Genomic DNA, 23273 nt, shown 5'->3' with positions numbered 1-23273 from the left:
GGGGGGGGGCGCCCCCGGGTTTGTGGGGGGTTTTTTAGCGGGGGCGGCGGCCGGGCGGGCGGGGCCGGCCGGCGCGGGGGGGGGGGGGGGGGGCGGCCCCCCCCCCCCCCACGACCGCGGTCCGCGGCACAGGGGCCGCGGACCACTTCCGTCGTACGCACGCGCGCCTACTGCGGGTCGATCTCCCGCAGCAGACCCGTCGTCACGTCGAAGACGAATCCCCGCACGTCGTCCTTGTGCAGCAGGAACGGCGAGGTCCGCACGCGCTGCATGGACTGCCGGACGTCCTCGTCGAGGTCCTTGAACGCCTCGACCGCCCAGGTGGGGCGCTGGCCGACCTCGGCCGCCAGGTCGTGGCGGAAGTCCTCGGTGAGGCTCAGCAGGCCGCAGCCCGTGTGGTGGATGAGCACGACCGAGCGGGTGCCCAGCGCCCGCTGGCTGATCGTCAGGGAGCGGATGATGTCGTCGGTGACGACCCCGCCCGCGTTGCGGATGGTGTGGCAGTCGCCGAGCTCCAGGCCCAGCGCGTCGTGCAGGTCGAGGCGTGCGTCCATGCACGCCACGACGGCGACCTTGAGGACGGGCCGGGCGTCCATGCCCGGATCGGTGAAGGCAGCGGCGTATTGCTTGTTGGCCTCGACGAGGCGGTCGGTGACCGTGCCGCCCGTGGGGGCCACGGCGCTGTCGGCGGACGGGGGCAGCGGCTGCGACGCAGGTATCGGCATAGCAACACGGTAAGGGGTCACCGGCCGGTAAGGCTGCACGTGGGGACGGGCATAGGGGGGCAGTACGGCCGCTTGTGAGGTTTTCCACACGCCCCCCAAGCTGCCGCCGATCGGGTGAAAGCTTCCTTTTCGATCTCTCCGCGGGCCCTCGGGCGGGCCGCCGCACGGCCCTCCGGGGCCTCTCGAAAATCGTTCGAAAACGCCCCGGGGGCCGGTGCGGGACGCGCGGAACCGGTTGATTGACCCCGCGCGGCAGTGGACTAAAGTGGCGCGAAGTGGGAGGCGTGACGCTCTCCTTGGATCCCGAATCTTTCGCGTGCGATCTGCACGTACGGCTCGGCCTCCTCCCGCTCCATCCGGTCCGCCGACGGCACTTCCCCGTCGTCGGAGGGCCACTTCCCCTTCAGAGCGGGCGGGGACCAAGCGGTACGTGCGGCATTCCCCCAGCCAGCGGCCGGGGGGACCCACCTGCCGCCCACCCCATCGGAAGGCGCATGAGCAGCAACGATCGCCACGTACCCGTCATGCTCCAGCGGTGTCTGGACATGCTCGCCCCCGCGCTCGCCGAGCCCGGCGCGGTCGTCGTCGACTGCACGCTCGGCCTCGGAGGGCACAGCGAGGCGCTGCTCGCCACGTTCCCGGCAGCCCGCCTGATCGCCCTCGACCGCGACCCGGCGGCACTGAAGCTGGCGGGGGAGCGCCTGGCGCCCTTCGGGGACCGCGCCACGCTCGTGCACGCCGTCTACGACGAGCTGCCGCAGGTCCTGGACCGCCTCGGCGCCCCGCGCGTCCAGGGCGTCCTGTTCGACCTCGGCGTCTCCTCCATGCAGCTCGACGAGGCCGACCGCGGCTTCGCGTACGCGCAGGACGCGCCGCTCGACATGCGCATGGACCAGACGACCGGCATCAGCGCCGCGGAGGTCCTCAACACCTACCCGCCCGGCGAGCTGGTCCGCATCCTCCGCGCGTACGGCGAGGAGAAGCAGGCCAAGCGGATCGTCGAGGCGGTCGTGCGGGAACGGGCCAAGGAGCCCTTCTCGAACAGCGCGCGCCTGGTGGAGCTGATCCGCGACGCGCTGCCGCAGGCCGCCAAGCGCACCGGCGGCAACCCCGCCAAGCGCACCTTCCAGGCGCTGCGCATCGAGGTCAACGCGGAACTGGCCGCCGTCGAGGGCGCCGTGCCGGCCGCCGTACGGGCCCTCGCGGTCGGCGGCCGGATCGCCGTGCTGTCGTACCAGTCCCTGGAGGACCGGATCGTCAAGCAGGTCTTCGCGGCCGGCGCCGCCAACACCGCGCCGCCCGGCCTGCCCGTCGTCCCCGAGCAGTACCAGCCGCGCCTGAAGCTGCTGACCCGCGGCGCCGAACTGCCCACCGAGGAGGAGATCGCCGAGAACCGGCGCGCGGCCCCCGCCAGGCTGCGCGGCGCCGAGCGCATTCGCGAGGACATCGCGTGACCGGGCCGGGGCGGACGCGTGGGGGGCCCGGACGGCTCTCGGACCTGTTCGCCCCCGGCACGGGCACGGCGGCGCGCACGCCGTTCGTCCTCCTCGTAGTGGTGCTGCTCGGCACCGGCCTGATCACGCTGCTGCTGCTGAATTCCGCGCTCAACCAGGGTTCCTTCGAGCTGAGCAAGCTGGAGAAGCGGACCAACGACCTGACGGACGAGCAGCAGGCGCTCCAGCAGGAGGTGGACGCCTACTCGGCGCCGGGCGCGCTGGAGAAGCGCGCCCGCGAGCTGGGCATGGTCCCGGGCGGCAGCCCGGCGTTCCTGGAGCCGGACGGCACGGTGCGGGGCAAGCCGAGCGCGGCGGGGAGCGGCGCGGGGCCGATGAGCGCCCCCGTCCCGCCGGTCGCCGTGCCCGCGCCGCGACCCGCCACCGGTCCGCGCCCGTCGGCGGGGCCCGCGCCGTCCGCAGGGCCCGCTGCCCCGGAGGCGCCGCTGCCCGACCACCCGATGCCCGCCCGGCCCGTGCACGGGCGCCCCCTGCCCGACGCCGCGGCCGGCTCCGCCCCGACGGTTCCCGGCAGGTGACCCCGTGACGTACGCGTACGCCGAGACCGCCCCCACGCCCGTACCGGAGGAGGACGCCGCATGACCGACCCCAAGGGCCCCCGCTCCGGCGGCTCCGGCTCCGGATCGGGTTCCGGATCCGGCGCGGGCTCCAAGGGACCGGGCGCGCCGGACCCCCGCCGCCGCGTGCCCCGCCCCGCCCAGGCCGCCGGGCGCGGCGGCCAGAGCGGCAGCGGCCAGAAAGCCGCAGGCCAGAAGCCCGCAGCCGCAAAGCCCGCGGCTCCCAGGCCCGCGGCCCAGAAGCCGCCCGGCCGGAAGACGGCCGCCCCGAAGCCCGCGGCCCAGAGCCAGAACAAGGCCACCGGCCAGAACCGCACCCCCTCCCCGCGCCCCGCCGCCAAGCGCGCTCCCGCGGCCAAGCGCTCCCCGGCCGCCCGCGCGCCGCGCCCCCGTGCCGGCGTCATCCGTCTCGGCAGCCCGCGCCCCCGGCTGCGCCTGGTCTCCCTCGGCCTGACGCTGATCCTGCTGGTCTTCGTCGTCCGGCTGTTCCAGGTGCAGGCCGTCGACGCGGGCGCGTACGCCGCCAAGGCCAACGTCAACCGCTACGTCCCGGTCAAGCTGACCGCCGAGCGCGGCGCGATCACCGACCGGGACGGCGTGGACCTGGCCACCACCGTGGACGCGTACGACATCACCGCCGACCCCAGCCTGCTGGCGCCCGACAAGATCAAGATCCCGGACGCCCCGCAGCAGGCCGCCGCGCTGCTCGCGCCGGTCCTCGGCGAGGACCGGGCGGCGCTGGCCAAGAAGCTCGCCGCGCCCGGTTCGCGCTACGTACGGCTGTCCCGCCAGCAGACCCCGCAGGTCTGGAAGCAGATCAAGGACCTGCGCGCGTCCCTGGACGCCAAGGCGGCCAAGCTGCCCAAGAAGCAGCGCCGCCCCAACGTCCTGGTCGGGATCTTCGCGGACAAGCACAGCAAGCGCGTCTACCCGAACAAGGACCTCGCCTCCGGGGTCCTCGGCTTCGTCAACAGCGAGGGCCGGGGCGGCGGCGGCCTGGAGGCCCGGCTCGACAAGCAGCTGGCGGGCAAGGACGGCAAGCTGGTCTACGCCCAGTCCGGCGGCCGGCGCGTGCCCACGGCGGACACCCAGGAGCACCCCGCCGTCCCCGGCACCGACGTGGAACTGACCCTGGACCGCGACATCCAGTGGATGGCCCAGCAGGCCATCACCCGGCAGGTCGCCGAGTCCCGGGCCGACCGGGGCTACGTCGTCGTACAGGACACCACGACCGGCGAGATCCTGGCCCTGGCCAACGCCCCCGGCTTCGACCCCAACGACATCTCGAAGGCCGACCCCGACGCGCTGGGCAACGCCGCCCTCACCGACGCCTTCGAACCGGGCTCCACCAGCAAGCTGATGTCGATGGCCGCCGTCCTGGAGGAGGGCGCCGCCACCCCCGCCACCCGGGTCACCGTCCCGAACCGGCTGCACCGCGGCGACCGGCTGTTCTCGGACGACATCGACCACCCGACCTGGCACCTGACCCTCAACGGCGTGCTGGCCAAGTCCAGCAACATCGGCACCATCCTGGCCACCGAACAGCTCGGCAAGACCCGTGCGGAAGCCAACCAGGTGCTCCACTCCTACCTGAGCAAGTTCGGGATCGGTAAGCCGACCGGGCTCGGCTTCCCCGGCGAGACGCCGGGACTGCTGGCCGCGCCCCAGAAGTGGAGCACCTCGCAGCAGTACACGATCCCCTTCGGGCAGGGCCTGTCGCTCAACGCCGTCCAGGCCGCCTCGGTCTACTCGACCATCGCCAACGGCGGCGAGCGCATCGCCCCCACGCTCATAAGGGGCACCACGGGCCCGGACGGCCGCTACCGGCCCGCTCCGCGGCCGGAGAAGAACCGGGTCGTCAGCGCGAAGACCGCCAAGACGCTGGCCGCCATGCTCGAATCGGTGGTCGACGACAAGGAGGGCACCGGCGCCAAGGCGAAGATCGACGGCTACCGGGTCGGCGGCAAGACCGGCACGTCCAACCGGGTGGACCCGAAATCCGGCCGGTACCACGGTTACACCGCCTCCTTCGCCGGGTTCGCGCCCGCCGACCAGCCCCGTATCACCGTCTACTGCGCCGTCCAGAACCCGACCAGGGGAAGTTACTTCGGCGGCCAGGTGTGCGGCCCGATCTACAAGCAGGTCATGGAGTTCGCGCTCAAGACGCTCCAGGTCCCGCCGAGCGGCGCCCAGCCCCCGCGCCTGCCCGTCACCTTCAAGCCAGGCGAATGAAAACGAGGCAGCACCGCCGTGACGACCATCACTCCCGAACCCGGGAACCGCTCCGGCGCGCGGCCCTCACTTCGCCCCGAGGCCGCCGGGCCCGGTACGCTCACCGCCGTGTCACACGCTGATCAGTCCCAAAACGCCCAGAAGGACGCCCCCGGATCGTTTCCGGGAGCGCCCCGCCCAGAGCGGGTACGCGCCACCCCCCTCGCGGACCTCGCCGAGCAGTTGGGCACCTCGGTACCGGCCGCGGCGGACGCCGCCGTCACCGGCATCACCCACGACTCCAGGGCCGTGCGCCCCGGTGACGTCTACGCCGCGCTGCCCGGCGCTCGTTTCCACGGCGCCGACTTCGCCAACCAGGCCGCCGACCTCGGCGCCGCCGCGGTGCTGACCGACCCGGCCGGTCGCGAGCGCGCCGCCGCGACGGGCCTGCCCGTCCTGGTCGTGGACGAGCCGCGGGCCCGGATGGGCGCGCTCGCCGTCTCGATCTACGGGGACCCGGGCAAGGACCTCCTCCAGATCGGCATCACCGGCACCTCGGGCAAGACCACCACCGCGTACCTCATCGACGGCGGCCTGCGTGCCGCGGCCGAGAAGTCCGGCGGCGGGCTGACCGGGCTGATCGGCACGGTCGAGTCGCGCATCGGCGACGAGCGCCTGAAGTCGGAGCGCACCACCCCCGAGGCCACCGACCTTCAGGCGCTGTTCGCCGCCATGCGCGAGCGCGACGTGCGCTCGGTGACGATGGAGGTCTCCAGCCACGCGCTGGTCCTCGGCCGCGTCGACGGCTGCGTCTTCGACGTCGCGATCTTCAACAACCTCAGCCCGGAGCACATGGAGTTCCACTCCGGGATGGAGGACTACTTCCAGGCCAAGGCGCAGCTGTTCACCAAGGCGCGCAGCAAGGCCGGCGTGGTCAACATCGACGACGAGTACGGCAAACGGCTGGCCGCCGGCGAGTCCGAGGTGCCGGTCACCACGTTCTCCGCCGAGGGCCACCCGGACGCCGACTGGCGCGCCGCGGACGTCGAGGTCGGCGCGCTCGGCTCGACCTTCACGGTGCTGGGCCCCGACGGTGTGTCCGTACGCGCCGCCTCCCCCCTCCCGGGCCCCTTCAACGTCGCCAACGCGCTGGCCGCCATCACCGCCCTGGTCGTGGCCGGCGTGGACCCGCAGACGGCCGCCGACGGCGTCGCCGCCGTGCCCGGCGTCCCCGGCCGCCTGGAGCGGATCGACGCGGGCCAGGACTACCTGGCGGTCGTCGACTACGCCCACAAGACCGACGCCGTCGAATCGGTCCTGCGCGCCCTGCGCAAGGTCACCGAGGGCCGTATCCACGCCGTGCTGGGCTGCGGCGGCGACCGCGACCCGCACAAGCGCAAGCCGATGGGCGCCGCGGTCGCGCGCCTCGCCGACACCGCCGTACTGACTTCCGACAACCCCCGCGGCGAGGACCCCCTCGCCATCCTGGCCACCATGCTCGCGGGCGCCGCCGAGGTGCCCGTCCACGAGCGCGGCACCGTGCTGGTCGAGGAGGAGCGGGCCGCCGCCATCGCGGCCGCCGTCGCCCGTGCCGAGCCCGGCGACACCGTGATCGTCGCGGGCAAGGGCCACGAGCAGGGCCAGGACATCGCCGGGGTGGTCCGCTCCTTCGACGACCGCCAGGTGCTGCGCCGGGCCATCGAGGCTTCGTTGACCCCGCCGCAGCCGAACCACCAGGGATGACACACCGCCATGCGCGCAAAACCCTTCGAACGGCATTTCCTGCCCACCACCGGGGGTGAGAAGTGATCTCCCTGTCCCTCGCCGAGATCGCGGACATCGTCGGCGGGCAGCAGCACGACATACCGGACCCGCAAGCCCGGGTCACCGGTCCCGTCGTGTTCGACTCCCGTGAGGTACGCCCCGGCAGCCTCTTCGCGGCCTTCGCCGGCGAACGCGTGGACGGCCACGACTACGCCGAGCGCGCCGTCGGCGCGGGCGCGGCGGTGGTGCTCGCCGTCCGGCCCGTCGGCGTGCCCGCGATCGTCGTGGACGACGTGGTCGCCGCCCTCGGCGCGCTGGCCCGCGCCGTCGTCGGCCGCCTGGGCACCAGCGTCGTCGGGCTCACCGGCTCGGCCGGCAAGACCAGCACCAAGGATCTGATCGGCCAGCTGCTGTCGCGCAGCGGGCCGACCGTGTGCCCGGTGGGCAACCTCAACAACGAGATCGGGCTGCCGGTGACCGCGCTGCGCGCGGACGCCGACACCAAGTACCTCGTCCTGGAGATGGGCGCCCGCGGCATCGGCCACATCCGCTACTTGGCGGAGCTGACCCCGCCGCGGATCGGCCTGGTGCTCAACGTCGGCTCCGCGCACATCGGCGAGTTCGGCGGCCGCGAGCAGATCGCCCAGGCCAAGGGCGAACTGGTCGAGGCGCTGCCCGCGGCGGACGAGGGCGGCATCGCCGTACTCAACGCGGACGACCCGTACGTGCGTGCCATGGCCTCCCGTACGAAGGCCCGCACGGTCTTCTTCGGCGAGTCCGCCGAGGCCGACGTACGTGCCGAGAATGTCCGGCTTACGGCGCTCGGGCAGCCGTCCTTCACGCTTCACACACCCTCCGGGTGCAGCGACGTGACCATGCGGCTGTACGGTGAGCACCACGTGTCGAACGCGCTTGCCGCGGCCGCCGTCGCCCATGAGTTGGGCATGCCCGTGGACGAGATCGCCGTCGCGCTCTCCGAAGCCGGCACGCTCTCCCGCTGGCGGATGGAGGTCACCGAGCGCGCGGACGGTGTGACGGTCGTCAACGACGCCTACAACGCGAACCCGGAATCCACGCGGGCGGCGCTCCGCGCGCTCGTGGCGATGGGCGAAGCCTCCAAGGCAACGGGAGGCCGTACGTGGGCGGTGCTCGGTGAGATGGCCGAGCTCGGCGGGGAGTCACTCGCCGAACACGACGCGGTCGGGCGCCTGGTCGTCCGGCTCAACGTCAGCAAGCTCGTGGCGGTCGGCGGCAGGGAAGCTGCCTGGCTCGACATGGGCGCCAAGAACGAGGGTTCGTGGGGTGAGGAGTCGGTGCACGTGTCCGACGCGCAGGCGGCGGTCGACCTGTTGCGCAGCGAGCTGCGGCCGGGTGACGTCGTGCTGGTGAAGGCGTCCAGGTCGGTCGGTCTGGAACGAGTCGCCGCGGCATTGCTGGACGACGCTGTCGAGGGCGGGGCCGCCACCCGATGATGAAGCAGATCCTCTTCTCCGGAATGATCGGGCTCTTCCTGACCCTGATCGGCACGCCGCTGCTGATCAAGCTGCTGGCCAAGAAGGGCTACGGGCAGTTCATCCGCGACGACGGCCCGCGCGACCACCACAGCAAGCGCGGTACGCCCACCATGGGCGGCATCGCCTTCATCCTGGCCACGCTCATCGCGTACGCGCTGACCAAGGTCATCACCGGCAGCGACCCCACCTTCTCCGGTGTGCTGGTGCTGTTCCTGATGGCCGGCATGGGCCTGGTGGGCTTCCTCGACGACTACATCAAGATCGTCAAGCAGCGTTCGCTGGGCCTGCGGGCCAAGGCGAAGATGGCCGGCCAGCTGATCGTCGGCATCGCCTTCGCGGTGCTCTCGCTCCAGTTCGCCGACATGCGCGGCCAGACCCCGGCCTCCGACCGGCTGTCCTTCACCCAGGACTTCGGCTGGCAGATCGGCCCGGTGCTCTTCGTCATCTGGGCGCTGTTCATGATCCTGGCGATGTCCAACGGCGTGAACCTCACCGACGGCCTCGACGGCCTGGCCACCGGCGCCTCGGTGATGGTCTTCGGCGCGTACACCTTCATCGGCATCTGGCAGTACCAGGAGTCCTGCGCCAACCCGCTCAGCGCGGGACCGGCCTGTTACGAGGTCCGTGACCCGCTCGACCTGGCGGTCGTTGCCTCCGCCCTGATGGGCGCCTGCTTCGGCTTCCTGTGGTGGAACACCTCGCCCGCCAAGATCTTCATGGGCGACACCGGCTCGCTGGCCCTGGGCGGCGCGCTGGCCGGCCTGGCCATCTGCTCCCGCACGGAGCTGCTGATGGCCGTGCTCGGCGGCCTCTTCGTCCTGATCACCATGTCCGTGGTCATCCAGGTCGGCTCCTTCCGCCTCACCGGCAAGCGCGTCTTCCGGATGGCGCCGCTCCAGCACCACTTCGAACTCAAGGGGTGGTCCGAGGTCCTTGTCGTGGTCCGGTTCTGGATCATCCAGGGCATGTGCGTGATCGTCGGCCTGGGTCTCTTCTACGGCGGCTGGCAGGCCGCCAAGTGACCGGCCCCGACCTCGCCGGACAGCACGTGACCGTGGCCGGTCTCGGCGTGAGCGGCGTACCCGCCGCCCGCGCCCTGGCCGGCCTCGGCGCCGTCGTCACCGTCGTCAACGGCAGCGACGGCGAGCGGGAGCGCGCCCAGGCGGCCCCCCTCCAGGAGCTGGGGATCACCGTCCGCCTCGGCGACGGTGACACGCTCCCCGAGGGCACCGACCTCGTCGTCACCACCCCCGGCTGGAAGCCCGCCAGCCCGCTCTTCCAGGCCGCCGAGGCGGCCGGCGTCCCCGTGTGGGGCGACGTGGAGCTGGCCTGGCGGCTGCGGGGCCCGGACGCGCCGCCCTGGCTCGCGGTCACCGGCACCAACGGCAAGACCACGACCGTACGGATGCTGGCCGCCATCCTGGAGGCCGAGGGGCTGCGCACCGCCGCCGTCGGCAACATCGGCGTCCCGCTCGTGGACGTGGTGCTCTCCGACGAGCCGTACGACGTGCTCGCCGTCGAGCTCTCCAGCTACCAGCTGCACTGGGCGCCCTCCGTACGCGCCCACTCCGCCACGGTCCTCAACCTGGCCCCCGACCACCTCGACTGGCACGGCTCCATGGAGGCGTACGCCGCCGACAAGGGCCGGATCTACGAGGGCAACACCGTGGCCTGCGTCTACAACGCCGCCGACCGGGTGACCGAGGACCTGGTGCGCGAGGCCGACGTCGAGGAGGGCTGCCGCGCCATCGGCTTCACCCTCGGCACCCCGGGGCCCTCGCAGCTCGGCGTCGTCGAGGGCATCCTCGTCGACCGCGCCTTCGTCGAGAACCGGCAGCAGCAGGCGCAGGAACTCGCCGAGATCTCGGACGTGACGCCCGCGGCGCCGCACAACATCGCCAACGCGCTCGCCGCGGCGGCCCTGGCCCGTGCCTTCGGCGTGCGCCCGCAGTCCGTACGCGACGGCCTGCGCGCCTTCCACCCGGACGCGCACCGCATCGAGCACGTGGCGGACGTCGGCGGCGTCGCGTACGTCGACGACTCCAAGGCCACCAACACCCACGCCACCGAGGCGTCGTTGGCGGCGTACGAACACATCGTCTGGATCGCCGGCGGCCTGGCCAAGGGCGCCACCTTCGACGAACTCGTACAGAAGTCGGCGGCGCGGCTGCGCGGCGCGGTCCTCATCGGCGCCGACCGGGCGCTCATTCGGGAGGCCCTGGCGCGACACGCCCCGGATGTCCCGGTGGTCGACCTCGACCGGACCGACACTGAGGCGATGTCCGAAGCCGTACGGGAAGCGACGCGCCTGGCCCGGCCGGGCGATACGGTCCTGCTGGCCCCGGCCTGCGCCTCGATGGACATGTACCTGAACTACAACAAGCGGGGCGAAGCCTTCGCCGACGCGGTCCGCACGCTGGCCGCTCAGGAACAGTAGTCCGTACGTCCCCGCCGCCGTCGAGGACGCACGGCGCAGCGCACCCGTGGAGGGGACGAGGATGACGGCCCGATCGGCGAAGGCGGCGCCGCCGCGCCCGGCACGGCGCACCGGTCCCGGAACGCGCCCGCCGCGCGGCGGCGGCCCCACCCGCAGCCCGCGGGGCCTGTACACGCAGCTCAGGCGCGCCTGGGACCGGCCGCTGACCGCCTACTACCTGGTGGTCGGCGGCAGCCTGCTGATCACGGTGCTCGGCCTGGTGATGGTCTACTCGGCCTCCCAGATCAAGGCGCTCCAGCTCGGCCTGGCACCGACGTACTTCTTCCGCAAGCAACTGCTCGCGGCCGTGCTCGGCGGCGTCCTGATGCTGGTGGCGGCCCGGATGACGGTCAAGGTGCACCGGACGCTGGCCTACCCGCTGCTCGCCGTCTCGATCTTCCTGATGACCTTGGTGCAGATCCCCGGGATAGGGGTCGCGGTCAACGGCAACCAGAACTGGATCAACCTGGGCGGCCCCTTCCAGATGCAGCCCAGCGAGTTCGGCAAGCTGGCGCTGGTGCTGTGGGGCGCCGACCTGCTGGCGCGCAAACAGGACAAGAAGCTGCTCGCCCAGTGGAAGCACCTGCTGGTGCCGCTGATCCCGGTGGCCTTCCTGCTGCTCGGCCTGATCATGCTCGGCGGCGACATGGGCACCGCGATCATCCTCACATCGATCCTCTTCGGCCTGCTGTGGCTGGCCGGCGCGCCCACCCGGCTCTTCGTGGGCGTACTGGGCGCGGCCACCGTCATAGGAGCGCTGCTCATCAAGACCAGCGCCAACCGGATGGCCAGGCTCGCCTGCATCGGCGCGACCGACCCGGGGCCCCAGGACCAGTGCTGGCAGGCCGTGCACGGGATCTACGCGCTGGCGTCGGGCGGATTCTTCGGTTCGGGACTCGGCGCCAGTATGGAAAAATGGGGCGAACTCCCTGAACCGCACACCGACTTCATCTTCGCCATCACCGGGGAGGAACTGGGGCTTGCGGGGACGCTGTCGGTGCTCGCGCTCTTCGCGGCTCTAGGCTATGCGGGTATCCGCGTGGCCGGACGCACGGAGGATCCCTTCGTGAGGTACGCAGCGGGAGGCGTGACCACCTGGATCACGGCCCAGGCCGTGATCAACATCGGTGCGGTGCTCGGTCTGTTGCCGATCGCCGGGGTCCCGCTGCCGCTGTTCTCCTTCGGGGGTTCCGCCCTGCTGCCGACGATGTTCGCCATCGGCCTGCTGATCGCCTTCGCGCGGGACGAGCCCGCCGCGCGGGCGGCACTGGCCATGCGGCAGCCTGTTTTCGGCAGAAAGCCGGCTGGGGTGAGACGGAAGACGATGAGACGGCGCGTCAAGAAGCGACCGTCCGGAGAGCGGTGAATTTCGGTGCATGTCGTACTCGCCGGTGGGGGGACCGCCGGCCACATCGAGCCCGCGCTCGCCCTCGCGGACGCCCTGCGCAGGCAGGACCCGACCGTGGGGATCACGGCACTCGGCACGGAGAAGGGGCTGGAGACCCGGCTCGTGCCGGAGCGTGGCTACGAGCTGGGGCTGATTCCGGCCGTACCGCTGCCGCGCAAGCCCACGCCCGAACTGATCACCGTCCCCGGGCGGCTGCGCGGCACGATCAAGGCCGCGGAGCAGATCCTGGAGCGCACGAAGGCGGACTGCGTGGTCGGCTTTGGCGGCTATGTCGCGCTGCCCGGCTACCTGGCCGCCAAGCGGCGCGGGGTGCCGATCATCGTGCACGAGGCCAACGCCCGTCCCGGCCTGGCCAACAAGATCGGCTCGCGGTACGCCAAGTACGTGGCGGTCAGCACGCCGGACAGCAAGCTGCGGGACGCCCGCTATGTCGGCATCCCGCTGCGCCGCTCCATCGCGACCCTCGACCGGGCGGCGGTCCGCCCCGAGGCGCGGGCCGCGTTCGGGCTGGACCCCAACCTGCCGACGCTGCTGGTCTCCGGCGGCTCGCAGGGCGCCCGGCGGCTCAACGAGGTCATCCAGGCCGCCGTGCCGGTGCTCCAGCGCTCCGGCATCCAGGTGCTGCACGCGGTCGGCCCGAAGAACGAAATGCCGCATGTGGACAACATGCCCGGGATGCCCCCGTATATCCCGGTACCGTACGTGGACCGGATGGATCTCGCGTACGCCGCGGCCGACATGATGCTCTGCCGCGCGGGCGCGATGACCGTCGCCGAGCTGTCCGCCGTCGGGCTGCCGGCCGCCTACGTACCGCTGCCCATCGGCAACGGCGAACAGCGGCTGAACGCCCAGCCGGTGGTCAACGCCGGCGGCGGCCTGCTGGTCGACGACGCGCAGCTGACGCCGGAGTGGGTGCAGAACTCGGTGCTCCCGGTGCTCGCCGACCCGCACCGGCTGTACGAGATGTCCCGCGCGGCGTCCGAGTTCGGCCGCAGGGACGCGGACGAGCTGCTGGTCGGCATGGTGTACGAGGCGATCGCGGGTCGCTGACGCAGGGTGAGGCCGTGCCGCCCCGGGGAGCCCCCCGGGGTGGCGGCCGGAAAGAGAGGGAGCGTGGCCGGACCGACGACCGCCCGGCGCGGCGAGAAGAAGTCCTCGCGCTCCGGCCCGCCCTCTTCCGGCCGGACCGGCAAGGCGGGAAAGACAGGAAAGGCGGGCAAGGCGGGCGGAACCGGTAAGTCCGGTAAGCCGAAGGGGCCGGCCGGTCCCGGCGGACTGTCCGCGCTGCGGAACCGGTTCGCGATGCCGCCCCGCCGCACCCTGATCATCGCACTGGCCGGCGCCGTACTGCTGGCCGGTTTCGGCGCCTGGGCCCTGTACGGCTCCACCTGGCTGCGCACGGAAGACGTCAAGGCGCGTGGCACCGGGTTCCTGACGGCGGATGAGGTCGTCAGGGCGGCCGAGGTGCCGATGGACACGCCGCTCGTCTCCTTGGACAAGGCGGCGATCGCCGCCCGGGTGCGCGCGAAACTCCCGCGCGTGAAGACGGTTGACGTCGTACGGTCCTGGCCGCACACGGTCAGCTTGAAAGTGACCGAAAGGCAGCCGGTACTCGTTATTCAAACGGGCGGAAAGTTCGTCGAAGTGGACGCGGAAGGGACGCGTTTCGCCACGGTCGCCGCCGCCCCGAAGGGCGTACCGCTGCTCGAAATGGCCGTACGGGACAGCCCGAGCCTGCGGCGGTTCGGCGCCGACCGGCTCCGGAGCGCGGCCGGAGCCGTCGTCACCGCCCTGCCCAAGGCGGTTCACCAGGACGTCCGCGCCGTCGAGGTGCGCTCCTACGACGCCATCACGCTGAAACTGACGGGTGGTCGCACGGTCGCGTGGGGGAGCGGCGAACGCAGTACGGCGAAGGCCAAGGTGCTCACCGCCGCGCTGAAAGCGGCGCGTGACGCGCGCCACTTCGACGTGAGTGTTCCCACCGCACCCGCGGTGTCCGGGAGTTGACGTACGTACCCGCAGGCCAGCACCCTGGATGGCTACCACTATGGGTGATCACATAGGGTGAAAAGAAAAACGGGAGGTTCGGCGTGTTCGTTGAACGTGCGCCACTTGTCGACTTAGTGTCTCGTTCCAAAGAGTCCCAGGAACACAGGCACTGGTAACCCTAAACTTCAGCGTTAGGGTTCGGGTCGGCAATACGGACCGTCCCATCGGCATCAGTCGGCGACCGCACCCCCGGTGCGGCGGCGACACGTAACTCGAGGCGAGAGGCCTTCGACGTGGCAGCACCGCAGAACTACCTCGCAGTCATCAAGGTCGTCGGCATCGGCGGCGGTGGCGTGAACGCCATCAACCGGATGATCGAGGTCGGGCTCAAGGGCGTCGAGTTCATCGCGATCAACACCGATGCACAGGCCCTGCTGATGAGCGACGCCGACGTCAAGCTCGACGTCGGCCGGGAACTCACCCGTGGCCTGGGCGCAGGCGCCAACCCCGATGTCGGCCGCAAGGCGGCCGAGGACCACCGCGAGGAGATCGAGGAGGTCCTCAAGGGGGCCGACATGGTCTTCGTGACCGCGGGCGAGGGCGGCGGCACCGGCACCGGCGGCGCGCCCGTCGTCGCCAACATCGCCCGCTCGCTGGGCGCCCTGACGATCGGTGTGGTCACCCGCCCGTTCACCTTCGAGGGCCGCCGCCGCGCCAACCAGGCCGAGGACGGCATCGCCGGCCTGCGCGACGAGGTCGACACCCTCATCGTGATCCCCAATGACCGACTGCTGTCCATCTCGGACCGCCAGGTGAGCGTGCTCGACGCGTTCAAGTCCGCGGACCAGGTACTGCTGTCGGGTGTCCAGGGCATCACCGACCTGATCACCACCCCGGGTCTGATCAACCTCGACTTCGCCGACGTCAAGTCCGTGATGTCGGAGGCCGGCTCGGCCCTCATGGGCATCGGCTCGGCGCGCGGCGACGACCGCGCGGTGGCCGCGGCCGAGATGGCGATCTCCTCGCCGCTCCTGGAGGCGTCCATCGACGGCGCCCGCGGCGTGCTGCTCTCCATCTCCGGCGGCTCGGACCTCGGTCTCTTCGAGATCAACGAGGCCGCGCAGCTGGTCAGCGAGGCGGCCCACCCCGAGGCGAACATCATCTTCGGCGCGGTCATCGACGACGCGCTCGGCGACGAGGTCCGGGTGACCGTCATCGCCGCGGGCTTCGACGGCGGCCAGCCGCCGGCCCGTCAGCAGACCGTGCTGGGCAGCCAGAACAACGGCAAGCGCGAGGAGCCGGCGTCGGCCCCCAGCCGCCCGGCACCGCAGGCCGAGTCCCGGCCGTCGTCCTTCGGCAGTCTGGGCTCGGTACCGGTACGGGACGAGGAGCCGGCGCCCGCCGACCCGTCCCCGCTCGGCGAGGTGCCGCCGCCCCCGGCCACGTCGCCGCAGGTTCCGCCGGCCCGTCCGTACTCGGACACCGCGGCCGAGGAACTGGACGTTCCCGACTTCCTGAAGTGACCGAAGTCCCGACGTGATAGGGCAACAGCACCCGGTGCTGACGAACGACACGAGCGGCGCCCACTTCGCCTTCACCGACAGGTGGGGCGGGGTGAGCGCCGCTCCGTATGCCGAGCTCAACCTCGGCGGCGCGGTCGGCGACGACCCGCAGGCCGTGCGGACCAACCGCGAACTGGCGGCCAAGGAACTCGGCCTGGACCCGGCTTCCGTCGTCTGGATGAACCAGGTGCACGGCCGGGACGTGGCCGTGGTCGACGGGCCGTGGCGCGACGACGCCGAGATCCCCTGTGTGGACGCGGTGGTGACGGCCCGCCGGGGCACCGTCCTCGCCGTGCTGACCGCCGACTGCACCCCCGTACTGCTCGCCGACCCGGTCGCCGGGATCGCGGGGGCCGCGCACGCGGGGCGCCCGGGACTGGTGGCCGGGGTGGTCCCGGCGACCGTCGAGGCGATGACCGCGCTCGGCGCCGACCCGGCGCGCATCGTCGCCCGTACCGGCCCCGCGGTCTGCGGACGCTGCTACGAGGTGCCCGAGGCGATGCGGGCCGAGGTGGCCGCGGTGGTGCCCGAGGCGTGGGCCACCACGGACCGGGGCACGCCCGCGGTCGACATGGCCGCCGGGGTCAGGGCTCAACTCGCCGCGTACGGCGTCCACATGCGTGAACATTCACACATCTGCACGCTGGAGTCGGCGGACCACTTCTCCTACCGGCGCGACCGCATCACCGGGCGGCTCGCGAGCTATGTATGGCTGGATGCTGAGCTGTGACGGATCGTAGGACCGAACTGGCCGACAACCTGGCGCGGGTGGAGGAACGAATCTCCACGGCCTGCGCCAAGGCCGGTCGCAAGCGTGAAGAAGTGACCCTCATCGTGGTCACGAAGACCTACCCGGCGAGCGACGTCCGACTGCTCGCGGAACTGGGCGTCCGCCATGTGGCGGAGAACCGTGACCAGGACGCGGCGCCGAAAGCCGCCCAGTGCTCGGATCTGCCCCTTATCTGGCACTTCGTCGGTCAGTTGCAGACCAACAAGGTGCGGTCTGTGGTCAATTACGCCGATGTCGTGCAGTCGGTCGACCGGCCCAAGCTGGTCACCGCGCTCTCGAAGGAAGCGGTACGGGCCGGCCGCGAGCTGGGCTGCCTCATCCAGGTGGCGCTCGACGCCGAACCGGGTGACGGGCGCGGGGAGACCGGCGACCGCGGCGGGACGGCCCCGGCCGGGGTGGCTGCCCTCGCCGACACGATCGCGAACGCCGAAGGGCTGCGGCTGGACGGCCTGATGACGGTCGCTCCGCTGGCCGGCCCGTATGCCGGACGCCAACGTGCGGCTTTCGAGCGTTTGATGGAAATCTCATCCGGCCTGCGCGCGAACCATCCTGCTGCGAACATAGTGTCAGCAGGGATGAGCGCGGACCTCGATGAAGCCGTGGCTGCCGGGGCGACACATGTGCGCGTCGGCACTGCGGTACTCGGAGTCCGACCACAGCTCGGGTAACGTCGCCAAGCAAGTCGGACCACAGCACAAAATATGGTCATTGCCCCCAAAAGGTGGGCAGACCGCGTGGATCCAAGGCGCCCGGCGACGGAGCCGATCCACCACAGAGCGGAGGACGCAGAGAATGGCCGGCGCGATGCGCAAGATGGCGGTCTACCTCGGCCTCGTGGAGGACGATGGGTACGACGGCCGGGGATTCGACCCCGACGACGAGTTCGAGCCCGAGCTTGACCCGGAGCCCGAACGGGGGCGGCGACAGCAGACCCAAGTACCCACCGAGCCGCACCCGGAGCGGGACGAACCCGTCCGAGCCGCCCAGCCTCCCGCGCAGCGTGAGCCCGCATCGCCGGCCGTCGAAAGCGGACGACCCGCGCGAATCGCCCCCGTGGCGTCCATCACACCCGACCGCCCGAATCTGGAGAAGAACGCACCGGTGATCATGCCCAAGGTTGTGTCCGAGCGGGAGCCCTACCGCATCACCACGCTGCACCCGCGGACCTACAACGAAGCCCGTACCATCGGGGAACACTTCCGTGAGGGCACTCCGGTGATCATGAATCTCACGGAGATGGACGACACGGATGCGAAGCGACTTGTCGACTTTGCGGCCGGTCTCGTCTTCGGCCTGCACGGCAGCATCGAGCGGGTGACGCAGAAGGTGTTCCTGTTGTCGCCTGCTAACGTCGATGTCACGGCGGAGGACAAGGCCCGCATCGCAGAGGGCGGGTTCTTCAACCAGAGCTGAGACGCAATACCGGGCACACCAGGCCGAAAGGCCCAACACGACAGCATGGCAAGGGGAGAGGACAGCGCGGATGAGTATCGCTGGTCAGGTGATCTACATCGCGTTGTACTGCTTCCTGATCGTGTTGATCTTCCGACTGGTGATGGACTACGTCTTCCAGTTCGCCCGTTCATGGCAACCCGGCAAGCCAATGGTGGTCGTTCTGGAGGCCACCTACACTGTCACTGATCCGCCACTCAAGCTCTTGCGGCGGTTCATTCCGCCGCTGCGTCTCGGGGGCGTGGCGCTCGACCTGTCCTTCTTCGTATTGATGATCATCGTGTACATCCTGATCACCGTCGTGAGGTCGGTGTTGTTGGTGTGAACGATACGGTCTTGCCGATTGCCGACGACTACGTTGAGGTGAAGTAGAGATGCCGTTGACCCCCGAGGACGTGCGGAACAAGCAGTTCACGACCGTCCGCCTCCGAGAAGGCTATGACGAGGACGAGGTCGATGCCTTCCTCGATGAGGTCGAAGCCGAACTGACCCGCCTGCTGCGCGAGAACGAGGACCTGCGCGCCAAGCTGGCCGCCGCGACGCGTGCCGCCGCGCAGAACCAGCAGCAGGGCCTGCGCAAGCAGCAGGAACAGCAGGACCAGGGGCAGCAGCACCAGCAGGGACGGCCGGGGGCCCCGGTGCCCGCCGCCATATCCGGACCGCAGCCGGTGCCGCCGCAGCAGCAGCAACAGCAGCTGGGCGGCCCGCCGCAGCTGCCTGGTGGTGCCCCGCAGCTGCCGGCCGGCCCCGGTGGGCACGGTCCCCAGGGCCCGCACGGCCCCGGCCCGATGGGTCCTGGCGGTCCGCTGGGCGGCCCGATGGGCGGTCCCGGTGGTCACGGCGGCCCGCAGCTGCCGCAGCCGGGCCAGGGTCCGGGCGGTGACAGCGCCGCCCGCGTGCTCTCGCTCGCACAGCAGACCGCCGACCAGGCGATCGCGGAGGCCCGTTCCGAGGCCAACAAGATCGTCGGCGAGGCGCGCAGCCGTGCGGAGGGCCTGGAGCGGGACGCCCGCGCCAAGGCGGACGCGCTGGAGCGGGACGCGCAGGAGAAGCACCGCGTCGCGATGGGCTCGCTGGAGTCGGCCCGCGCCACGCTGGAGCGCAAGGTCGAAGACCTGCGCGGTTTCGAGCGCGAGTACCGTACGCGGCTGAAGTCCTACCTGGAGAGTCAGCTGCGCCAGCTGGAGAACCAGGCCGACGACTCGCTGGCGCCGCCGCGGACGCCGGCGACCGCCTCGCTGCCGCCGTCGCCGTCGATGGCCTCGGCGGGTGCCGGGTCCATGGGTGGCAACCACGCCATGGGTGGCGGGCAGTCGATGGGCGGTCACGGCGGTGGCTCCGGCAACGCGCCGTCGTACGGCGGTCAGCAGCAGATGTCGCCGGCGATGACGCAGCCGATGGCTCCGGTGCGGCCGCAGGGACAGCAGCCGATGCAGCAGGCGCCGTCGCCGATGCGTGGGTTCCTGATCGACGAGGACGACAACTGAGCGGAGCCGCGCTGCGCGCGTAGTCGTCGCGCGTAGGGCGTAGTCGGCAATCAGGGCTGGGTCCCCGGGGGGTTTCCCCGGGGGCCCAGCTCTTTGCGTTTGGCTTGTGGGGGTGCGCGTCCTGCGCGGTCTGCTCGGTAGGTGGGGGCTCGGGCCCCCGCAGGGGTCTCTCCTCGTCACCGTGCACGGCGTCCAGGAGTTTGAAGTGAACGCAAGGCACCCGGCTGCCTGCGGGGAGACCCCTGCGTGGACCCGAGCCGCTCTGCACGCGGCTTTCCGTGCGTTTTGGGCGAGGTGCCATAGAAACGCCGCATTCTGCCTGTACGAGAACGGCCCCCGACGCTTCCTGCGTCGGGGACCGTTGCGTCTACGCGGTCGGGGCTTACGCCTCCGTCTTCCTCAGCCGGAACGTCAGGGACAGGCTCTCGTCCTCGAACGCCGGGCCGTACGTCTCGTCGGCCTCGCCGTTCGCGAAGTCCGTGGCCAGGACCTCCTCCGAGATGAGGGGCTGGTGGTCGGTCAGGGCCGTGCGGACGTCTTCGTCGGTGGTCTGCCAGCGCAGGGCGATCCGGTCGGCCACGTCCAGGCCGCTGTTCTTGCGGGCCTCCTGGATGAGGCGGATCGCGTCGCGGGCCAGGCCGGCGCGGCGCAGGTCCGGGGTGATCTCCAGGTCGAGGGCCACGGTGGCGCCCGCGTCGGAGGCCACCGACCAGCCCTCGCGCGGGGTCTCGGTGATGATGACCTCGTCGGGGGAGAGGGAGACCGTCTCGCCGTCCACCTCGACGGTGGCGGTTCCCTCGCGCAGGGCCAGGGAGAGGGCGGCGGCGTCGGCCGTGGCGATGGCCTTGGCGACCGCCTGTACGCCCTTGCCGAAGCGCTTGCCCAGGGCGCGGAAGTTGGCCTTCGCGGTCGTGTCGACCAGGCTGCCGCCCACCTCGGAGAGGGAGGCGAGGGTGGAGACGTTCAGCTCTTCGGTGATCTGCGTGCGCAGTTCGGGGGAGAGGGCTTCGAAGCCGGCTGCCGCGACCAGGGCGCGGGAGAGGGGCTGGCGGGTCTTGACGCCGGACTCCGCGCGGGTGGCGCGGCCCAGTTCGACCAGGCGGCGCACCAGCTGCATGTGCGTGGAGAGAGCCGGGTCGACGAGGGCGGGGTCGGCTTCGGGCCAGGTGGAGAGGTGGACCGAGTCGGGGGCGCCGGGGGTGACCGGGACGATCAGGTCCTGCCACACGCGTTCGGTGATGAACGGGGTGATGGGGGCCATCAGGCGGGTGACTGTTTCGATGACCTCGTGGAGCGTGCGCAGGGCCGCCTTGTCGCCCTGCCAGAAGCGGCGGCGGGAGCGGCGTACGTACCAGTTGGAGAGGTCGTCGACGAAGGAGGAGAGGAGCTTGCCGGCGCGCTGGGTGTCGTAGGTTTCGAGGGCGTCGGTGACGCCCTGGGTGAGGGCGTTCAGTTCGGACAGGAGCCAGCGGTCGAGGAGGGGGCGGTCGGCCGGGGCGGGGTCGGACGCGCTCGGGGCCCAGTTGGAGGTGCGGGCGTACAGGGCCTGGAAGGCGACCGTGTTCCAGTAGGTGAGCAGGGTCTTGCGGACCACCTCTTGGATGGTGCCGTGGCCTACGCGGCGGGCTGCCCAGGGGGAGCCGCCGGCTGCCATGAACCAGCGGACGGCGTCGGCGCCGTGCTGGTCCATCAGCGGGATCGGGTCCAGGGTGTTGCCCAGGTGCTTGGACATCTTGCGGCCGTCCTCGGCGAGGATGTGGCCCAGGCAGACGACGTTCTCGTAGGACGACTTGTCGAAGACCAGGGTGCCGACGGCCATGAGGGTGTAGAACCAGCCGCGGGTCTGGTCGATCGCCTCGGAGATGAACTGTGCGGGGTAGCGCTTCTCGAACAGTTCCTTGTTCTTGTAGGGGTATCCCCACTGGGCGAACGGCATGGAGCCCGAGTCGTACCAGGCGTCGATGACCTCGGGGACGCGCGTCGCGGTGCCCTGGCAGGTGGGGCAGGGGAAGGTGACGGCGTCGATGTACGGGCGGTGGGGGTCCAGGCCCGACTGGTCGGTGCCGGTCAGTTCGGTGAGCTCGGCGAGGGAGCCTACGCAGGTCAGGTGGTCTTCGGCGCAGCGCCAGATGGGGAGGGGGGTTCCCCAGTAGCGGTTGCGGGACAGGGCCCAGTCGATGTTGTTGTTCAGCCAGTCGCCGAAGCGGCCGTGCTTGACCGACTCGGGGAACCAGTTGGTGTCCTCGTTCTCGCGCAGCAGAGCGTCCTTGACCGCGGTGGTGCGGATGTACCAGGACGGCTGGGCGTAGTAGAGCAGGGCGGTGTGGCAGCGCCAGCAGTGCGGGTAGCTGTGCTCGTAGGCGAGGTGGCGGAAGAGCAGGCCGCGGGCGTCGAGGTCGGCGACGAGGGCTTCGTCGGCCTTCTTGAAGAACTGGCCGCCGACGAGGGCGAGGTCCTCCTCGAAGGTGCCGTCGGGGCGCACCGGGTTGACGACCGGGAGGCCGTAGCCGCGGCAGATCTTGAGGTCGTCCTCACCGAAGGCCGGGGCCTGGTGGACCAGGCCCGTACCGTCTTCGGTGGTGACGTAGTCGGCGTTGACGACGAAGTTGGCGCCCTCCAGCTCGACCAGGTCGAAGGGGCGGCGGTAGGCCCAGCGCTCCATCTCGCGGCCGGTGAAGCGCTGTCCGGTCGCGGTCCAGCCCTCGCCGAGGGCCTTGTCGAGCAGGGGCTCGGCGACGACCAGGTTCTCCCGGCCGTCGGTGGCCACGACGTAGGTGACGTCGGGGTGGGCGGCCACGGCGGTGTTGGAGACCAGGGTCCAGGGGGTGGTCGTCCAGATGAGGAGGGCGGCCTCGCCGGCCAGCGGGCCCGAGGTGAGGGGGAGGCGGACGAAGACCGAGGGGTCGACGACGTTCTCGTAGCCCTGGGCCAGTTCGTGGTCGGACAGGCCGGTGCCGCAGCGGGGGCACCAGGGGGCGACGCGGTGGTCCTGTGCCAGCAGGCCCTTGTCGAAGATCTGCTTGAGGGACCACCAGACCGACTGGATGTAGTCGGGGTCCATGGTGCGGTACGGGTCGTCCAGGTCCGTCCAGTAGCCCATCCGGGTGGTGAGTTCGGAGAAGGCGTCGGTGTGGCGGGTCACCGACTCGCGGCACTTGGCGTTGAACTCGGCGATGCCGTACGCCTCGATGTCCTTCTTGCCGTTGAAGCCCAGTTCCTTCTCGACGGCCAGCTCGACCGGCAGGCCGTGGCAGTCCCAGCCGGCCTTGCGGCCGACGTGGTAGCCGCGCATGGTGCGGAAGCGGGGGAAGACGTCCTTGAAGACGCGGGCCTCGATGTGGTGGGCGCCGGGCATGCCGTTGGCGGTCGGCGGGCCCTCGTAGAAGACCCATTCGGGGCGTCCCTCGGACTGCTGGAGGGTACGGGCGAAGACCTTCTGCTCGCGCCAGAAATCGAGCACCGCGTGCTCAAGGGCGGGCAGGTCTACCTGGGCGGGTACCTGGCGGTACTGAGGCTGTGACATCGGGGCGTTCCTCCGGCGGACACCTGCTGCGTTCTCCGTCCGGAGGGACGAGAGCCTGGGCTCCCGCGGTACCACCCTCCTTGGCGGTGCGCGTTCCACCGCCCCCTCATTGGGGTCGCGAGGCCGGTTCTAGTCGCCTGCGGGCCGCTCGCGGGCCGCCCGTGGGCTTTCTTCCGGCGGCTCCGGGCTGATCTTCACGTCGCGCACGCCTCCGGGCTCGCACCGTCCCCGGATCGCTCATGGCTGCGTACGACGCTACTCGTCCCATCCGCGCCTTTCGCTGTGGCCAGTGTACGGGGCA

The 23273-nt window shown here is 71.3% G+C and carries 18 protein-coding genes; 16 read left to right on the top strand and 2 right to left on the bottom strand.

The window, feature by feature from the left end:
- Positions 1-167: 167 nt before the first annotated feature.
- A complete protein-coding gene (locus ACH4K4_RS18465; protein ID WP_398168407.1) occupies positions 168-725 on the bottom strand; it encodes a beta-class carbonic anhydrase in 558 nt (185 codons plus the stop codon).
- Positions 726-1219: 494 nt separating this feature from the next.
- On the opposite strand from ACH4K4_RS18465, the gene rsmH reads away from it, so the two are divergent.
- The 16 genes from rsmH to ACH4K4_RS18385 all read left to right on the top strand — a co-directional run bounded on the left by rsmH (position 1220) and on the right by ACH4K4_RS18385 (position 19449).
- Positions 1220-2179, top strand: a complete 960-nt coding sequence (gene rsmH / locus ACH4K4_RS18460; protein WP_398168406.1) for a 16S rRNA (cytosine(1402)-N(4))-methyltransferase RsmH — start codon at positions 1220-1222, stop codon at positions 2177-2179.
- Positions 2176-2757, top strand: a complete 582-nt coding sequence (locus ACH4K4_RS18455) for a septum formation initiator family protein (protein WP_398168404.1) — start codon at positions 2176-2178, stop codon at positions 2755-2757. Before rsmH ends, ACH4K4_RS18455 begins: the two co-directional genes overlap by 4 nt.
- A 60-nt stretch (positions 2758-2817) precedes the next feature.
- Complete coding sequence (locus ACH4K4_RS18450; protein ID WP_398168402.1) at positions 2818-5028, top strand: peptidoglycan D,D-transpeptidase FtsI family protein; 2211 nt, start codon at positions 2818-2820, stop codon at positions 5026-5028.
- 18 nt (positions 5029-5046) lie between these two features.
- Positions 5047-6750, top strand: coding sequence for a UDP-N-acetylmuramoyl-L-alanyl-D-glutamate--2,6-diaminopimelate ligase (locus ACH4K4_RS18445; RefSeq protein ID WP_398168400.1), 1704 nt, complete (start codon positions 5047-5049; stop codon positions 6748-6750).
- A gap of 62 nt (positions 6751-6812) precedes the next feature.
- Positions 6813-8243, top strand: coding sequence for a UDP-N-acetylmuramoyl-tripeptide--D-alanyl-D-alanine ligase (gene murF / locus ACH4K4_RS18440; protein WP_398168398.1), 1431 nt, complete (start codon positions 6813-6815; stop codon positions 8241-8243).
- Entirely contained in the window at positions 8243-9307 is a 1065-nt protein-coding gene (gene mraY / locus ACH4K4_RS18435) for a phospho-N-acetylmuramoyl-pentapeptide-transferase (protein ID WP_360134688.1), read from the top strand. The genes murF and mraY overlap by 1 nt, the downstream gene beginning before the upstream one ends.
- Complete coding sequence (murD, locus tag ACH4K4_RS18430) at positions 9304-10722, top strand: UDP-N-acetylmuramoyl-L-alanine--D-glutamate ligase (protein WP_398168397.1); 1419 nt, start codon at positions 9304-9306, stop codon at positions 10720-10722. The genes mraY and murD overlap by 4 nt, the downstream gene beginning before the upstream one ends.
- Positions 10723-10783: 61 nt before the next feature.
- Positions 10784-12127 (top strand): putative lipid II flippase FtsW, encoded by a 1344-nt coding sequence (ftsW, locus tag ACH4K4_RS18425; RefSeq protein ID WP_398168395.1) that lies wholly within the window; start codon positions 10784-10786, stop codon positions 12125-12127.
- Positions 12128-12133: 6 nt separating this feature from the next.
- Entirely contained in the window at positions 12134-13219 is a 1086-nt protein-coding gene (gene murG, locus ACH4K4_RS18420; RefSeq protein WP_360134643.1) for an undecaprenyldiphospho-muramoylpentapeptide beta-N-acetylglucosaminyltransferase, read from the top strand.
- Between the two features lie 63 nt (positions 13220-13282).
- Positions 13283-14176: a cell division protein FtsQ/DivIB gene (locus tag ACH4K4_RS18415; protein ID WP_398168393.1), complete on the top strand. Its 894-nt coding sequence runs from the start codon at positions 13283-13285 to the stop codon at positions 14174-14176.
- Positions 14177-14451: 275 nt separating this feature from the next.
- Positions 14452-15681, top strand: a complete 1230-nt coding sequence (gene ftsZ, locus ACH4K4_RS18410) for a cell division protein FtsZ (protein WP_398168392.1) — start codon at positions 14452-14454, stop codon at positions 15679-15681.
- A 13-nt stretch (positions 15682-15694) separates the two neighbouring features.
- On the top strand, positions 15695-16450 hold the full coding sequence (gene pgeF / locus ACH4K4_RS18405; protein ID WP_398168391.1) for a peptidoglycan editing factor PgeF: 756 nt from the start codon (positions 15695-15697) through the stop codon (positions 16448-16450).
- Positions 16447-17178: a YggS family pyridoxal phosphate-dependent enzyme gene (locus ACH4K4_RS18400; protein WP_398168389.1), complete on the top strand. Its 732-nt coding sequence runs from the start codon at positions 16447-16449 to the stop codon at positions 17176-17178. Before pgeF ends, ACH4K4_RS18400 begins: the two co-directional genes overlap by 4 nt.
- A gap of 124 nt (positions 17179-17302) precedes the next feature.
- Positions 17303-17923, top strand: coding sequence for a cell division protein SepF (gene sepF, locus ACH4K4_RS18395; RefSeq protein WP_360134629.1), 621 nt, complete (start codon positions 17303-17305; stop codon positions 17921-17923).
- Between the two features lie 70 nt (positions 17924-17993).
- Positions 17994-18287, top strand: coding sequence for a YggT family protein (locus ACH4K4_RS18390; protein ID WP_003986336.1), 294 nt, complete (start codon positions 17994-17996; stop codon positions 18285-18287).
- Between the two features lie 49 nt (positions 18288-18336).
- Positions 18337-19449, top strand: coding sequence for a DivIVA domain-containing protein (locus ACH4K4_RS18385; protein WP_398168388.1), 1113 nt, complete (start codon positions 18337-18339; stop codon positions 19447-19449).
- A gap of 382 nt (positions 19450-19831) precedes the next feature.
- On the opposite strand, the gene ileS is transcribed toward ACH4K4_RS18385, so the two are convergent.
- The gene (gene ileS / locus ACH4K4_RS18380) at positions 19832-22972 is read right to left on the bottom strand and encodes an isoleucine--tRNA ligase (protein ID WP_398168387.1); all 3141 of its coding nucleotides are present in this window, start codon (positions 22970-22972) and stop codon (positions 19832-19834) included.
- Between the last annotated feature and the right edge of the window lie 301 nt (positions 22973-23273).

It is taken from the genome of Streptomyces sp. NPDC017529 (assembly GCF_044329785.1).
Taxonomy (GTDB): Bacteria; Actinomycetota; Actinomycetes; order Streptomycetales; family Streptomycetaceae; genus Streptomyces.
The sequence above is the reverse complement of the archived record's forward strand: the minus strand, read 5'-3'. Positions and strand labels throughout refer to the sequence as shown.